Here is a 14,066-nt window from a genome sequence, read left to right as displayed (position 1 = left end):
GGGCCGCGGCCCAGGCGAGCGTGCCCGCGACGAGGGCCCCGACGACGAGGCCGGCGAGGGCGGCGAGGAGGACGTCCATGCGGCGAGCCTGCCAGCCGCGTCCGACACGGCGTCCGACACGCCCGCAGGGGCCGCGCCGCGCCGCCCGGTGGGCCGAACGGGGGGACGACGGAGGCCTCCGGGGTCCCACGAGCCGTCCCCGGCTGCGCGTTTCCTATGCTGACGCGATGCAGGAGCACCCCACCGCCCCCGGCCCGGGCGTCGACGCCGGCGTCGACCCCACCCTCGCGGCGCGGGTGCCCACGGCCCCCGCGGCGCCGGACGCCGCGCCCGCCGCGCTCGAGGTGCGCGGGCTCTGGCGTCGGTTCGGCGCGAAGGTGGCGGTCGCCGGTGTCGACCTCGTCGTGCCGCCCGGCTCGTTCTACGGGCTCGTCGGACCGAACGGAGCCGGCAAGACCACGACGCTGTCGATGGCGACGGGCCTGCTGCGTCCCGACGCCGGCACGGTGCTCGTCCGCGGCCACGACCTGTGGGCCGACCCGGTGCGGGTCAAGGGCATGCTCGGGGTGCTGCCGGACGGCGTGCGGCTGTTCGACCGGCTCTCGGGCGAGCAGCTCATCACCTACGCGGGCCTGCTGCAGGGCCTGGACCGGGAGACCGTCGCCGCCCGCACGGCGGACCTGCTGGGCGCCCTCGACCTCGTCGCCGACCGGAACACCCTCGTCGTCGACTACTCCGCCGGCATGACGAAGAAGATCGCGCTGGCGTGCGCCCTGGTGCACGCCCCGCGCGTGCTGGTGCTCGACGAGCCGTTCGAGGCCGTGGACCCCGTCTCCGCCGCCAACATCCGCGAGATCCTCGCCGCGTTCGTCGCGGGCGGGGGAACCGTGATCGTGTCGTCGCACGTCATGGACCTGGTGCAGCGCATGTGCGACCACGTCGCGGTGATCGCCGGCGGGCGCGTCCTCGCCGCGGGCACGGTCGACGAGGTGCGCGCGGGGCGCTCGCTCGAGGAGCGGTTCGTCGAGCTCGTCGGCGGGCGGGTCAGCGGGGAGGGGCTCGCGTGGTTGCGCAGCTCGTCCGACTGAAGCTCACGCTGCTGCGCAACGGCCTGCGCCGCAGCGCGCTGCAGGTCGTCGGGATCGTGCTCGCGTCGCTGTACGGCGCCGGCCTGCTCGTCGTCTTCGTCGGCGGGATGGTGGCGCTGAGCTTCGAGGCGCCCATGGTGCAGCGCACGTCGACCGTGCTGCTCGGGGCCGTGATCGTCCTCGGGTGGTGGCTCGTGCCCCTGCTGGTGTTCGGCGTGGACTCGACGCTCGACCCCCTGCGGTTCGTGACCTTCGCGATCCGGCGCCGCACGCTGCTGCTGGGGATGGCCGTCGCCGCGGTCGTCGGCGTGCCCGGCGTCATCACCGCGGTGGCCACGCTCTCGACGGCCGTGGTGTGGTGGCACCACCCGGCCGCGCTCGTCGCCGGCCTCCTGGCGGCGCCGATCGGCCTCGCCCTGGCCGTCACCGGCAGCCGCGCCGTCACCACCGCGATGGCCCGCGTGCTGGCGAGGCGGCGGGCGCGCGAGGTGATGATCCTCGTCGTGGCGCTGCCGTTCCTGCTGCTCGGCCCGGCGCTGTGGGGCTTCTCGCAGCTCGAGGTCTCGGTCGACGCGGAGAAGATCGCCGAGGTCGTGGCGTGGACCCCGCTCGGCGCGCCGTGGGCCGTCCCGTCGGACGTGGTCGCGGGGCACTGGGCCGACGCGCTCGGCCGCGTCCTCGTCGCGCTCGTCGCGCTCGCCGGGGCGGCCTGGCTCTGGGACCGCTCGCTCGCGCACGCGCTGGTGAACCCCGCCCACGAGCAGGCGGGCGGCCGGGCGCGCGGCCTCGGGGCGTTCGGGCGGCTGCCGGCGACGCCCCTCGGCGCCGTCGTCGCGCGGTGCCTCACCTACTGGGTCCGCGACCCCCGGTACGCCGTCTCGCTCGTCGTGGTGCCGGTCGTGGTCGTCGTCCTGTGGTTCGTCGACCCCGGCGACGAGGGCCGCCTCGCGCTCCTCGCGGGTCCGGCCGTCGCCTACCTCGTCGCGTGGGGGATCTCGGCCGACGTCGCGTTCGACGGGACCGCGTTCTGGACGCACCTGGCCGCACCGGTGCGCGGCACGACCGACCGGGCCGGGCGGCTGCTGGCCTCGGCGTCGTTCGGGCTTCCGCTCGTCGTGGCGCTCGCGGTCGGGACGTCGCTGGCGAGCGCCCGGCCGTCCGTCGTGGTGCCCGTGCTCGGGCTCTCGCTGGGGGTGCTGCTGACCTCGTACGGCGTCGCGAGCGTGCTCTCCGCGCTGGTCGTGTACCCGGTGCAGCTGCCGGGGGAGAACCCGTTCCAGTCGAAGCAGGGCGCCTCGATGGCGTCGATCGGCTCGCAGCTCGCCGGGACGGCGAGCGTCGTCGTCCTCGTCGCCCCGACCGCCGTGCTCGCGGTGCTCGCGCTGCGCGACGGCGCACCGCCGGCGGTGGGCGTGCTGGCCCTCGTCGTCGGCGTGCTGCTCGGCGCCGTGGTGCTCGCGCTCGGCGTCCGGGTCGGCGGGGCGGCGCTGGACCGCACCGGTCCCGACCTGCAGCGCCGGATGACGAGCTTCACCTGAGCCCTCGCGCGGCCCCGTAGACTCGTCGCCCGTGGCTCTCACGATCGGCATCGTCGGCCTGCCCAACGTCGGCAAGTCCACCCTCTTCAACGCGCTGACCCGTGCGCAGGTGCTCGCGGCGAACTACCCGTTCGCGACGATCGAGCCCAACGTCGGCGTCGTCCCGCTGCCCGACCCGCGCCTGCAGCAGCTGGCCGACCTGTTCGGCTCCGAGCGCATCGTCCCGGCGACCGTGTCGTTCGTCGACATCGCGGGCATCGTCAAGGGCGCCAGCGAGGGTGAGGGCCTGGGCAACAAGTTCCTCGCCAACATCCGCGAGGCCGACGCGATCTGCCAGGTGACGCGGGCGTTCAGCGACCCCGACGTCGTGCACGTGGCGGGCGCCGTCCAGCCGAAGGACGACATCGAGGTCATCACGACCGAGCTGGTGCTCGCCGACCTGCAGACCCTCGAGAACGCCGTCCCGCGCCTCGAGAAGGAGGTCCGCGGCAAGAAGACGGCCCCCGAGGTGCTCGACGCCGCGAAGCGCGCCCTCGCGGTGCTGGAGGAGGGGCGGACGCTGTTCGCCGCCGGCCTCGGCGACGACGAGCACGTCAAGGCGCTGCAGCTCATGACGAGCAAGCCGTTCATCTACGTCTTCAACACCGACGACGAGGGCCTCGCGGACACCGCGATGCAGGACGAGCTGCGCGCGCTGGTCGCCCCGGCCGACGCGATCTTCCTCGACGCGAAGTTCGAGTCCGAGCTCGTGGAGCTGGAGCCCGACGAGGCAGCCGAGATGCTCGCCGAGAACGGCCAGGCCGAGGCCGGCCTGGACCAGCTCGCCCGGGTGGGCTTCCACACCCTCGGGCTGCAGACCTACCTGACGGCCGGCCCCAAGGAGGCGCGCGCCTGGACGATCCGGCAGGGCTGGACCGCCCCGCAGGCGGCCGGCGTCATCCACACGGACTTCCAGAAGGGCTTCATCAAGGCGGAGGTCATCTCGTTCGACGACCTCGTCGAGGCCGGCTCCGTCGCCGCGGCCCGCTCGGCGGGCAAGGCCCGCATCGAGGGCAAGGACTACGTCATGGCCGACGGCGACGTGGTCGAGTTCCGGTTCAACGTCTAGGCGCGACGCAACCGTGGCGCGGCGATTGATGTTCGTCCAGCTGAAGACGGGCTACGACATCGATCGCGGGCCGTCGTGGATCGGCTGGGTCGACTTCACCCGGTCGTGGAACACGGCGAGGTTCCACGGGCGCGAGCTTCGACGCTTCCAGAGCTTCGACGCCAACTTCTACGACGTCGACACGGATGAGACCTTCTGGTTGTCCGGACCGAAACGGGACCGCACCGACCTGCGTTACGGGCCGGGCGTGGCAGTCGTCGACGACGACGCGAAGGACGCCTACACGGCGTTCCTGGACGGTGCACCGCTCCCGGGCCGTGAGAACGGCTGACCCCCGCACGCCTCGCACGCGACCATGGGTCATCCGGAGGGGCAGTCCTCGACGAGTCTGAGGGTCGAGCCCGCGAGCAGGATCGTCCACCGATGATCGGACGCTGCCCGCGTCAGCCGTCGCCCTGCCGCGCCCGGAGCTCGGCCAGGAAGTCTTGCGCTTCCGCGAGCGAGGGATCGTCGGCCGGTGCGCGCCTCAAGGCACCGTGCAGGACCTTGGTGGCCTGGGCCTCGTCCCCCTTGCTGTCTGCGAGGACGACGGCGTTGAGGACGGCCTCGCCGAGCCGGCTGAGCTCGGCGGGCTGGGTCGGCGTGGTGAGGTCGCGGTTGAAGAAGCGGATCCAGTTCCCAGCCGGGTCGACCAGGCTGAAGCCGGTGAGGCCGGCGGCGTTCTTCCGAGGGCGCGGCCGGGTGATGCGGGGGAACCCCGCGACCGGCACCCGGCCGTAGGCCTCGCGGAGTCCGGATGCGAACGCCTCCCAGAACCGGCTGGTGTCGTCGACGATGACCAGGCACGAGCTGTGCGAGGACTCCGGCGAGTGCCCCTCCAAGCCGTAGTACTGCAGGTCGAACCCGTGACCGCTGAGGGCGAGGCACGCGTACGGGCGATGCTGGCGGTAGGTGGTGCGGAATCCCAAGGCGGCGAAGAACGGCTCGATCTCGTCGATGTCGGCGCACGGCAGCAAGGGGATCGTCTGCGGACGAGGCATGGAAGCAACCTAGGTTCGGTGCGGGTCGGCGACCAGACGTCGCTCCGTGCGGCGTGCGGCGGAGCTCCGCTTCGACCTCCCGCTGCTCCAGGAGGTCCGGCCGATCGTCGTGACCTACTGGACGAGGTCGATGTCCCCGAGGACGCGCGTGAACTCCCGCGGTCGCTCGAGCTGAGACCTGGCCTGGGACGCGATCGTCTCGTTCCTGTCCTCGGCGATCATGCGCGCGAGGTCGAGCCGCTCCGGGTTGTGGACGAGCACCGACCAACGCACCTCGGCCGAGCGGTCCGCTGCGAGTCGCGTGAGCGTCGCTGGCCGAACCCTGCGGGACGCGGCCGCCGTCGCGCGGACGCGCGCGATCGGGTCGGATGCCAACGTCTCGACGTGCGCGGCGCTGAGCACGGGGTTCAGGACGATCGCGGCACGCACTGCGGGGTGCGGGTCCGCGGCCAGCACCGCAGCCACCTGTACGTCCTGAGTCGCTACGGCGAGGTACTCGCGAACTGACGGCACCGCGTCGGCGAGGGCGAGGTGCACGCCTTCTGCACCGAGATCGCTGCGCTGGGCGGCGAGGCCTCGTGTATCCGGGTCGGGCGACCGGAGGGCGACCAGCCCGGCCACGGGACTCGGGTTCTCGGCGACGGCGAGCCGCACGCGCGAGCTCGGGTCGGCAGCCAGCCGCGCGAGAATCGCGGTCGATGCGACCGGGTTCCGGGCGACCGCTGCGCGCACCATCGGCGCGCTGTCACTCGCCAGGTCACGCAAGACGTGCGTGGACGTGGTGGCGGCGGCCGTCGCCGCGCGCTCGGTGATGGACGGCATGGTTCAACTCTGGCGGATCGAGCACGCCGGGCGAGGTGCGCCGTCGGACCGCCCTCGGTCCTCGTGATCGGTCGGGCCCCTCGCGTGTCGGGCGTCGTCCAGGGACACAGCGCTGCCGACAGGATCGGACCGCGATGATCGGGCGCGAGCCACGCGAGCGGAACGACAGTGGATCGCGAAGGGAGCCACCACGTGATCGAGATCCTCAACCGCCTCGTCGACGAGATCGAGCGTCGCCTCGGCGACGAGATCGACGTCGAGGCGCTCGCCGCCTCGATGGGGACGACGGGCTACCACGCGCGCCGGATGTTCTCGGCGCTCGCGGGGATGCCGGTCTCGGAGTACGTGCGCCGCCGGCGGATGACCGTCGCGGCCTCGGACGTCATCGGCGGCGAGGACCTGCTGACGGTGGCCGTCCGCTACGGGTACGGATCTGTCGAGGCCTTCGGGCGGGCGTTCCGGTCCGTGCACGGCGTCAGCCATGGTGAGGTCCGTCGCAACGGTGGCCCCCTTCGAGCCCAACCCACCCTGAGGTTCCGCCTGACCGTCGAAGGGAGCTCCGCCATGGACGCCCGCATCGTCGAACGACCCGCCGTCCGCCTGGTCGGGCACGCCGCCCGTGTGCCGTTGATCCACCACGGCGTGAACCCGCACATCCAGCAGCACATCGCGTCGCTGCCGCCCGAGGAGCACGGGCGCCTCAAGTCGCTCAGCCGGGCGGAGCCACGCGGCCTGCTGCAGGTCAGTGCCGATGTCGACCCTGACTACGTGGAGGGCGGCGAGCTGACCTACCTGCACGGCGTCGCGGTCGAGGCAGAGGACGACGTGCCCCCCGACCTCGACGTGATCCACGTGGCCGCTGGCACGTGGGTCGTCTTTCGCAGCTCGGGACCGCACCCCGCCGCACTCCAGGCGACGTACGCCGCGTCGGCGGCCGAGTGGTTCCCGTCGAACCCGTGGCGGCTGCGCCCGGGGCCGTCGATCGTCGCCGTGCTCGACCGCGCCGAGGACTTCAGCACGGCGACGTGCGAGCTGTGGTTCCCCGTCGAGCGCGCGTGACGCGCCCCGCCTCGCTCTGCGCGGACCGGTGGCTCAGCGCCTGGGCAGGGCCGCGGGGCCCGGACGAGGCGCCCTGCGGGCATCGACCAGGCCGCCGCCGACGGGGGTCCCGCGGGGACCCAGCCGCCGCGTGGCCAGGTCGAGCTCGAGCCCGGTCGTCGCCACCATCCGGGTGACGTCCTCGACGTGGTGCAGGATCCCGATCGTCCTGCCGTCGGCGTCGCGGATCGGAGAGTTCACCGGGAGCCAGCTCTTCTGCACGAACCCGTACGAGGCGGCGGGGACGTCGTAACGCTGCAGCGCCATCCGGTCGGGCTCGCCGCGGCGCAGGGCACGTTCGAACGACGCCGCCAGGCGCTCCACGCTGCGCGCCTCCGGCGTCGCGGGGTTGTCCGGGAAGACGTCGAACATGAACTCGCGCAGCATGTCGGAGCTGCGGTGGTGCGTGGCCCGCTCGTACGCGACGTTGGCGGCGCAGATGCGGAGCTCGCCGCCGAGCACCAGGTACGGGGCGGCGCTGGCCCGGAACGCGGTGCTGCTGGTGATGCCCCGGAGAGCGACGTCGGCAGGACGCAACCCACGTCACCCCATCCCGTCCACTCGCACGATCGAGCCATCGACACGGCGAACGACGACCTGCCGTGCCCTCCACGCGCCCGTCCGGCGATCCGGGTGGTCGCCACCGGCTGGGCCGGTCGACGTGGCCGCCGACGAACGGTTCGACCCTACGCCCAGCGTCGGTCCACCCGCGCCGGCGGGCCGTGCCGCTCACCGGCCGGCGGCGACGGCCGTCTCGCGGAGCGCAGGGGTCGCGGTGCGGGGACGCAGGCCCACCGCGACGAGGCGGATCGCGAACCAGATCTCGAACGCGAAGACGGGCACGGCGCACAGGCCGGCGACCGTCCCCCCCTGCGGGATCAGGCCGAACAGCTGCGCCGAGTTGCTCGCCAGCACCAGCGCCCCGCCGACGATCCCGAGCGCGGCCAGCGCGCGGGGGACGACGCGAGCGTCGAGCAGGAGCCAGCCCAGGACGACCGTGTTCACACTGATCACCAGGCCCTGCCCGACGAGGAACGCGGCGGTGTGGAGCGCCGTGAGGGCCTCCGCCGTCGGTCCGGACGCGGTCGTCCAGAGCAGCGCGAGCATGGGGAGGGTGCCTGCGGCGACGACGGCGGCCTCGAGCGCGCGCAGCCCGGCGAAGGTCGCCGCGCGCGCCGGCCCGAACGGGCGCAGCAGCAGCCAGAGGAGGATGCCGGTGCCGAGGCAGCCGCCGGCGAGGACCAGCTCGAGGGCGACGCCCACCGCCAGGGCGTCCGCGGCGTACGCCGCCACCGCCGCGACGGAGGTGACGTGCGTGACGAGGTACAGGATGCCGGCGGTGCGGGCGTAGGCGCGGGAGCGGCGGGTCATGGCGGTCCTCCGAGGAGCGGGTATACGCCGTACACCGACGCGCTCACACCGTAGGTATACGCTGTACACGTGTCAAGCGCCGCGGCCCGTCGGCCCCTCGATCGCGAGCGGGTCCTGGATGCGGCGGCCGCGGTGGCCGACCAGGTGGGCCTCGAGGCGACCAGCATGCGGCGGGTCGCGGACGCGCTCGGGGTCACCGCGATGGCGTTGTACAAGCACGTCGCGAACCGGGAGGAGCTGATCGACGGCCTGCTCGACCGGCTCGTGGCAGGCATCGCCGTGCCGGCGGCGGACCTGACCTGGCAGGAGGCGCTGCGCGCCCGCATCGGCTCCGCCCGCGCGGTGATGGGTGCGCACCCGTGGGCGCAGGCCGCGATCGAGACGCGGACGACGGCGAGCCCCACGGTGCTGGCCTACATGGACTCGCTCATGGCGATCATGTTCGACGGCGGCCTGTCGGCGGACCTCGTGCATCACGCCATGCACGCGCTGAGCACCCGGATGTGGGGCATCACGCGCGACGTGCTGCCGACCCCTGCCGTCCCCGAGGACCCGGAGCTCCGCGCGCGCGCCCTGTCGGCGTTCACCGCCGCGTACCCCGCGATCGTGCGGATGGCGACGACCGCCCCGCACGCGGGCGCGGAGTGCGACGACGACGCGGAGTTCGCCTTCGCCCTCGACCTCCTGATCGACGGGTTCGCCCGGTTGCACGACCAGGGATGGAGCTCCGTCCCCTGACCCGCGCTCGGCCGCCGAGGTCAGGCGGTCCCGTAGACGAGGGCGCGATGCGCGGCGAACCGCCGGCGGCCGACGAGGCGCCACAGCAGCCGGGCGGGCGCGGGCAGGTTCGTGCGGAGCCAGCCGGCGCGCTCCTCGGGCGGCACCACCTCGAGGATCCAGCCGAGCTGCAGGAGCAGGCGCTCGCGTGGCACGGCGGCCATGCCGCGCTCGTGCAGCGCGCCCCACTCGCGCGGCGTCATGACGGTCGACGCGGTCGGGAGGATCGCGCCCTCCTCGTCGCCGAGGTGCGTGAGCAGCGTGTCGCGCACGTCGTCCAGCGCAGCGGCGAGCCGGTCGCGGGCGTCGGCGCTCGCGTCGCGCTCCCACGCGTCGAGCGTGGCGTCGAGGGTGCCGAGCTGGGCGGCGGTCGCGGCGTGCTGGGCGCGCATCCGCCCGACGTGCAGGGCGCAGGCGGGCGCGCGCTGCTCCAGGCGGTCCCACAGCAGCTCGTCCTCGGTCTCGTGGTGGTGGTGCAGGGCCTCCGCGACCTCCCCGACGTGGGCGGCGACGACGGCCGCCCGCGCGGTGTCGCCGTCCTCGACGCCGCGGACCAGCACGGGGGCATCCGTGAACGCACGGCGAAACAGCGCGTGGATCGTCAGCATGTCGGAGGTGTCGCACCCGGGGCGATCGACCTCGGCGGAGCGGTGGCGGGCGGCGGTGGGGGCGGTCATCTCGGCATCCTTGCGTCACTAGTCAACGGGAAACAGTGGTGACGACTATGGTGGGTGCCGTGCCGCCGGTCAACACCCTCGAGCAGTGGATCGAACCGGGCGTCGAGCCCGGCGTCGCCCCCGGGCGCCTCGAGCGGCTGCGGGCGCTGCTCAACACGGACGACCGCTTCCACGGCGTCGACCGCCTGCGCGCTGGGGCGGCCGGGGCGGCGCCCCGCGAGGTCCGCGAGGCGCGCGACGCGCTGCGCGCGTTCGTCGTGGACGGCCGGCCCGACGCCCTCGACGCGTTCGCGGCGCGGCGTCCGCTCGTCCTGCGCGTCGGCACCGACGGGCCCCGCCTCGCAGCGGCGGACGACGTGGCGGGTCTGCTCGCGGACGTGCTCGAGGAGCACCGCTCCGGGCGGCTGCAGCGGCTCAAGGCGTGCGCCAACCCGGACTGCCAGTGGGTCTACTACGACGCCTCGCGCAACCGGTCGGGCCGCTGGTGCTCGATGGGGGAGTGCGGCGACGTCATGAAGGCCCGCGCCTACCGCGCCCGGGGTCGCGCGTGACGAGCGCCGACGACGGCACCCGCCGTCGGCTGGACGGCCTGCGCCGCGAGCTCCTCGCGCAGCTCGCGGCGCTGCGCGCGGACCACGACGCCGTCGTCGACGCCTCGCGGGGCAGCAACGCCGACGACGAGCACGACCCCGAGGGCGCGACCATCGCGTTCGAGCGCGCGCAGGTGGACGCGCTGGCCCGCTCGGCGCAGCAGCGTCTGGAGGAGGTCGACGCCGCGCTGCGGCGACTCGACGAGGGCACCTACGGGACCTGCCGCGTGTGTGGGCGCGCCATCCTGCCCGAGCGGCTCGAGGCGCGACCGTCCGCCACGACGTGCACGACGTGCCGCGCATAAGCGGGTGAGCGGGGCAAGCCCCGACCGGGCCCGATTGCTACCGGTGAGTACCGTTCCGGTAACGATCTGTCGCGAGTCGCGCCGGGGGCTGCCGATGAGCCGGAGCGCGGACTAGGGTCCCGATCACCCAACCACTCGTGCGGTGCCCCTCGGGCGTGCCGTGCGTGTCGCACCCTCACGGCGCCCGGCGCCGCGCGGGTCAACCAGTTGCTGGAGGCAATGTGACGACCAGGCGCAAGAGCGTCGCCGTGGCCGCGTTCGCGGCGAGCGCCTTCGTGCTCGCGAGCTGCGGCACCGCCGGAGGCGGCGGCGACGAGCCGACCGACGAGGCGAGCGCGAACCTCGCGGACACCATCACGATCGGCATCGAGCAGACGCCGGACGCGTACAACGCCAACACGGCGGACGCGAACAGCGTCTACAACACGTACGTCGACAACGTGACGCAGGGCAGCTTCGTGCAGGTCCTGCCGGACGGGACCGTCGAGCACGACGAGGAGTTCGGCACGTTCGAGAAGACCTCGGACGACCCGCTCACGGTGAAGTACACGTTCAACGACAAGGCCGTCTGGTCGGACGGCACGCCGATCGACTTCGACGACGCGCTGCTCACGTGGGCGGCTCTCTCCGGCACCCACCCCTCGGGCGAGAAGGCCGAGGACGGCTCGGAGCCCGACCTGTTCAACGCCGCCAGCACCAACGGCTGGGCCGAGGTCGAGATGCTCCAGGGCAACGCCGGCGACAAGTCGTTCACGATGGTGTTCAAGCAGCCGTACGCCGACTGGGAGGTGCTGGGCTCCGGCTTCATGCCGGCGCACATCGCCGCCGAGCAGGCCGGCCTGTCCACCGACGACAACGGCGCCGAGCTCGTCAAGGCGATCCAGGACAACGACACGGCGAAGCTCAAGAAGGTCGCCGACTTCTGGAACACCGGCTGGGCGTACGAGGCGGACCTCCCCTCGCTGCCCGACATCGCGCTGCTGCCGGCCTCCGGCCCGTACAAGTACGACAACGCCTCGAACGGCACCCTCACGGTCGTCAAGAACGACAAGTGGTGGGGCACGCCGGCCAAGACCGAGAAGCTCGTCTTCAAGACGGTCAACGCCGAGGAGATGGTCCAGGCCCTGCAGAACGGTGAGATCGACCAGTTCGACCCGTCGAACGCGACGGCCGACATGGTCAGCCAGCTCGAGGGCCTCGGCGACGCGGTCAAGGTCGAGAAGGGCGAGTCGCTCTCGTTCAGCCACGTCGACCTCGACACCGGCAAGGGCGGCAAGTTCGAGGACCAGCGCGTGCGCCAGGCGTTCGCCAAGTGCATCCCCCGCGAGGACCTCGTCGACAAGTTCGCGAAGCCGGTGTTCGACGGTGCGCAGGTGCTGCGCCTGCACGAGTACCTCCCGGCCCAGGCCGAGTACGAGGACGTCCTGTCGCAGGTGCCGTCCGCGAAGCTCTACGACGCGGTCGACATCGACGGCGCCAAGGCCCTCCTGAAGGAGGCCGGTGTCAAGACGCCGTACGACATCACGTTCCGCTTCGCGGGGCAGTCGCAGCTGCGCGCCGACCAGGTGGCGCTCATCAAGGCGTCGTGCGACCAGGCCGGCTTCAACATCAAGTCCACGCCGGACAACGACGTCTTCACCACGCTGACCCACCCGGGCGAGTGGGACGCCGCGGTGTTCGGCTGGGCGGGCTCGGGCCTCATCGCCTCGGGTCAGTCGATCTACGTCTCGAAGGGCGCGCAGAACTACGGCCGCTACTCGAACGCCAAGGTCGACGAGCTGTGGGACCAGATCGTCCAGGTCACCGACCCGGCCGACGCGGTGCCGCTGAAGGCGCAGATGGAGGAGCAGCTCTGGAGCGACCTCTACAACATCACGCTGTACGCCAACCCGGGTCTGACCGCCTTCAGCTCGAAGGTGACGGGCCCCGCGTACAACCCGACGCAGTACGGCGGCACGTGGAACGCCATGGAGTGGACGAAGTCTCTCTGACGACGTCGCCCGCCTGACCGCGCACGTCCCCGACGCGCTCGTGTCCCCGATGGGACACGATGCGCGTCGGGGCTGCGCGGTCCCACGTCCACGGTAAGGAGCGAGCCCCGATGCTCGTGTTCGTCGCGAGGCGCCTCGTCGTCTCGTTCTTCATCGTCCTGGCCTCCACCGCCCTGATGTACGTGCTGGTGGCGCTGTCCGGGAACCCGCTGCAACGGCTCCTCGAGTACAACGGCCCGGGTCGCGCCGAGCGCATCGCCGCGCGCACGCGCGCACTCAACCTCGACGTCCCCGTGCCGGGTCGCTACGTCCTGTGGCTGCAGGACGTCGGCCGCTGCATCGTCCCCGGCGGGGACGACTGCACCATGGGCCTCGACGCCCAGAGCCGGCCGGTGCTGCCGCAGCTCCAGTCCGCGATCGGGTCGACGTTGCGCCTGGTCATCGCCGCGACGGTCCTCGCGCTGCTGCTGGGCGTCATCACGGGCATCGTCACCGCGCTGCGGCAGTACTCGACGTTCGACTACGGCGTGACGCTCATCGCGTTCCTCTGCTTCTCGCTGCCGCTGTTCTGGGTCTCGACGCTGCTCAAGCAGTACGTCGCGATCGACCTCAACAGCTGGCTGGCGAACCCGGAGATGACCTACGCCGCCTTGCTCGGGGTCGCCCTGATAGCGGGGCTCATCTGGGCGGTGGTGATCGGGGGCGAGCGGCGCACGCGGCTCATCGTCTTCGGCGTCTCCGCCGTCGCGACGTTCACGACCCTGTTCGTGCTGCTGACGACGAACTGGTTCCGCCGCCCGACGATGGGCCTGCTGGGCATCCTGCTCATCGGCCTCGTCATGGCGTTCCTGTGGGCCGCGCTGTTCGCCGGCCTGCGGCCCCGGACCCGGCGGGTGCTCTACAGCGCGCTCGCCGCCGCGGCGGCCGGCACGGTTGTCGTCGCCCTGGCGGGTCCGCTGATGCGCAGCATGACGTGGTGGTCGTTCATCGCCGTCTCGCTCGTCATCATCGGGGTCGGCGTGGCCGCCGGGCTCGTCGGCGGGGGGCACGTCAAGCGCCTCGCCGCGCAGATCGGCGGGCTCGTCGGCGTGACCGTGGTCGTGCTCATGGCCATCGACCAGATGCTCGGCGCCTACCCGTACGTCTACCGCCGCACCGGTGGCCGGCCGATCCCCACCACGGGGTCCGAGACGCCCAACCTCGACGGCAACTTCTGGCAGACGAACCTCGACCTGGCGCTGCACCTGCTGCTGCCGACGCTGGCGATCATGCTCATCTCCTTCGCGAGCTACACCCGGTACACCCGCGCGAGCATGCTCGACGTGCTCAACCAGGACTACGTGCGCACCGCGCGCGCCAAGGGGCTCAACGAGCGGACGGTCATCGTCCGGCACTCGTTCCGCAATGCGCTCATCCCGCTCGCGACCCTCGTCGCGTTCGACTTCGCCGGCGTCCTCGGCGGGGCGGTCGTCACCGAGACGGTGTTCGGATGGAGCGGCATGGGGCTCATGTTCCAGCGCGGCCTCACCAACGTCGACCCGAACCCGGTGATGGCGTTCTTCCTGGTGACCGCGGTCGCCACGGTGGTGTTCAACATGATCGCGGACATCGCGTACGCCTACCTCGACCCACGGATCCGGCTCTCGTGACCGCGGCGCACC

Annotated in this window: 15 protein-coding genes; 10 read left to right on the top strand and 5 right to left on the bottom strand. The window is 72.7% G+C overall.

The window, feature by feature from the left end; all coding sequences use genetic code 11:
• The first annotated feature begins 227 nt into the window (after window positions 1–227).
• Genes HGCM_RS00750 through HGCM_RS00735 form a run of 4 tightly spaced genes read left to right on the top strand, consistent with a single transcriptional unit; the run spans window position 228 to window position 4,065 of the window.
• Window positions 228–1,088 carry an ABC transporter ATP-binding protein gene (locus tag HGCM_RS00750; protein ID WP_019134989.1) on the top strand — a complete coding sequence of 287 codons (861 nt, stop codon included), beginning with the start codon at window positions 228–230 and terminating at the stop codon, window positions 1,086–1,088.
• On the top strand, window positions 1,064–2,626 hold the full coding sequence (locus HGCM_RS00745) for a hypothetical protein (protein ID WP_019134988.1): 1,563 nt from the start codon (window positions 1,064–1,066) through the stop codon (window positions 2,624–2,626). Before HGCM_RS00750 ends, HGCM_RS00745 begins: the two co-directional genes overlap by 25 nt.
• 31 nt (window positions 2,627–2,657) lie before the next feature.
• Window positions 2,658–3,734: a redox-regulated ATPase YchF gene (gene ychF, locus HGCM_RS00740; protein WP_019134987.1), complete on the top strand. Its 1,077-nt coding sequence runs from the start codon at window positions 2,658–2,660 to the stop codon at window positions 3,732–3,734.
• A gap of 28 nt (window positions 3,735–3,762) precedes the next feature.
• A complete protein-coding gene (locus HGCM_RS00735) occupies window positions 3,763–4,065 on the top strand; it encodes a hypothetical protein (RefSeq protein ID WP_051016104.1) in 303 nt (100 codons plus the stop codon).
• A 112-nt stretch (window positions 4,066–4,177) separates the two neighbouring features.
• Here the strand turns inward: HGCM_RS00735 and HGCM_RS16255 are convergent, their stop codons facing one another.
• The gene (locus tag HGCM_RS16255; RefSeq protein ID WP_019134985.1) at window positions 4,178–4,774 is read right to left on the bottom strand and encodes a DUF8817 family protein; all 597 of its coding nucleotides are present in this window, start codon (window positions 4,772–4,774) and stop codon (window positions 4,178–4,180) included.
• A gap of 114 nt (window positions 4,775–4,888) precedes the next feature.
• Complete coding sequence (locus HGCM_RS00725) at window positions 4,889–5,596, bottom strand: hypothetical protein (protein WP_019134984.1); 708 nt, start codon at window positions 5,594–5,596, stop codon at window positions 4,889–4,891.
• Window positions 5,597–5,788: 192 nt separating this feature from the next.
• Here HGCM_RS00725 and HGCM_RS00720 point away from each other — a divergent pair, with 192 nt between their 5' ends.
• Window positions 5,789–6,655 carry an AraC family transcriptional regulator gene (locus HGCM_RS00720; protein ID WP_019134983.1) on the top strand — a complete coding sequence of 289 codons (867 nt, stop codon included), beginning with the start codon at window positions 5,789–5,791 and terminating at the stop codon, window positions 6,653–6,655.
• A gap of 33 nt (window positions 6,656–6,688) precedes the next feature.
• Here the strand turns inward: HGCM_RS00720 and HGCM_RS00715 are convergent, their stop codons facing one another.
• Both HGCM_RS00715 and HGCM_RS00710 read right to left on the bottom strand, forming a co-directional pair.
• Window positions 6,689–7,231: a PAS domain-containing protein gene (locus HGCM_RS00715; protein WP_019134982.1), complete on the bottom strand. Its 543-nt coding sequence runs from the start codon at window positions 7,229–7,231 to the stop codon at window positions 6,689–6,691.
• A 192-nt stretch (window positions 7,232–7,423) separates the two neighbouring features.
• Window positions 7,424–8,065: a DUF4386 domain-containing protein gene (locus tag HGCM_RS00710; RefSeq protein WP_019134981.1), complete on the bottom strand. Its 642-nt coding sequence runs from the start codon at window positions 8,063–8,065 to the stop codon at window positions 7,424–7,426.
• Between the two features lie 69 nt (window positions 8,066–8,134).
• On the opposite strand from HGCM_RS00710, the gene HGCM_RS00705 reads away from it, so the two are divergent.
• Window positions 8,135–8,803, top strand: coding sequence for a TetR/AcrR family transcriptional regulator C-terminal domain-containing protein (locus tag HGCM_RS00705; RefSeq protein ID WP_026075158.1), 669 nt, complete (start codon window positions 8,135–8,137; stop codon window positions 8,801–8,803).
• Between the two features lie 20 nt (window positions 8,804–8,823).
• Here HGCM_RS00705 and HGCM_RS00700 read toward each other — a convergent pair whose 3' ends face one another.
• Complete coding sequence (locus HGCM_RS00700) at window positions 8,824–9,519, bottom strand: hemerythrin domain-containing protein (protein WP_019134979.1); 696 nt, start codon at window positions 9,517–9,519, stop codon at window positions 8,824–8,826.
• 47 nt (window positions 9,520–9,566) lie between these two features.
• On the opposite strand from HGCM_RS00700, the gene HGCM_RS20210 reads away from it, so the two are divergent.
• The 4 genes from HGCM_RS20210 to HGCM_RS00680 all read left to right on the top strand — a co-directional run bounded on the left by HGCM_RS20210 (window position 9,567) and on the right by HGCM_RS00680 (window position 14,054).
• On the top strand, window positions 9,567–10,070 hold the full coding sequence (locus tag HGCM_RS20210) for a CGNR zinc finger domain-containing protein (RefSeq protein WP_019134978.1): 504 nt from the start codon (window positions 9,567–9,569) through the stop codon (window positions 10,068–10,070).
• Complete coding sequence (locus tag HGCM_RS00690; RefSeq protein WP_019134977.1) at window positions 10,067–10,414, top strand: TraR/DksA family transcriptional regulator; 348 nt, start codon at window positions 10,067–10,069, stop codon at window positions 10,412–10,414. Before HGCM_RS20210 ends, HGCM_RS00690 begins: the two co-directional genes overlap by 4 nt.
• Before the next feature lie 221 nt (window positions 10,415–10,635).
• The gene (locus HGCM_RS00685; protein WP_026075157.1) at window positions 10,636–12,405 is read left to right on the top strand and encodes an ABC transporter family substrate-binding protein; all 1,770 of its coding nucleotides are present in this window, start codon (window positions 10,636–10,638) and stop codon (window positions 12,403–12,405) included.
• A gap of 110 nt (window positions 12,406–12,515) precedes the next feature.
• A complete protein-coding gene (locus tag HGCM_RS00680; RefSeq protein WP_019134975.1) occupies window positions 12,516–14,054 on the top strand; it encodes an ABC transporter permease in 1,539 nt (512 codons plus the stop codon).
• The last annotated feature ends 12 nt before the right edge of the window (window positions 14,055–14,066 follow it).

It is taken from the genome of Cellulomonas massiliensis JC225, assembly GCF_000312005.1.
In the GTDB taxonomy this organism is placed as follows: domain Bacteria; phylum Actinomycetota; class Actinomycetes; order Actinomycetales; family Cellulomonadaceae; genus Cellulomonas; species Cellulomonas massiliensis.
The sequence above is the reverse complement of the archived record's forward strand: the minus strand, read 5'-3'. Positions and strand labels throughout refer to the sequence as shown.

What these genes read in the sequence shown, in the direction of transcription:
- HGCM_RS00735 (WP_051016104.1), top strand. Translation starts at nt 3,763, where the DNA reads ATGTTCGTCCAGCTGAAGACGGGCTACGACATCGATCGCGGGCCGTCG.
- HGCM_RS00725 (WP_019134984.1), bottom strand. Translation starts at nt 5,596, where the DNA reads ATGCCGTCCATCACCGAGCGCGCGGCGACGGCCGCCGCCACCACGTCC.
- HGCM_RS00700 (WP_019134979.1), bottom strand. Translation starts at nt 9,519, where the DNA reads ATGACCGCCCCCACCGCCGCCCGCCACCGCTCCGCCGAGGTCGATCGC.
- HGCM_RS00750 (WP_019134989.1), top strand. Translation starts at nt 228, where the DNA reads ATGCAGGAGCACCCCACCGCCCCCGGCCCGGGCGTCGACGCCGGCGTC.
- HGCM_RS20210 (WP_019134978.1), top strand. Translation starts at nt 9,567, where the DNA reads ATGGTGGGTGCCGTGCCGCCGGTCAACACCCTCGAGCAGTGGATCGAA.
- HGCM_RS00680 (WP_019134975.1), top strand. Translation starts at nt 12,516, where the DNA reads ATGCTCGTGTTCGTCGCGAGGCGCCTCGTCGTCTCGTTCTTCATCGTC.
- HGCM_RS00710 (WP_019134981.1), bottom strand. Translation starts at nt 8,065, where the DNA reads ATGACCCGCCGCTCCCGCGCCTACGCCCGCACCGCCGGCATCCTGTAC.
- HGCM_RS16255 (WP_019134985.1), bottom strand. Translation starts at nt 4,774, where the DNA reads ATGCCTCGTCCGCAGACGATCCCCTTGCTGCCGTGCGCCGACATCGAC.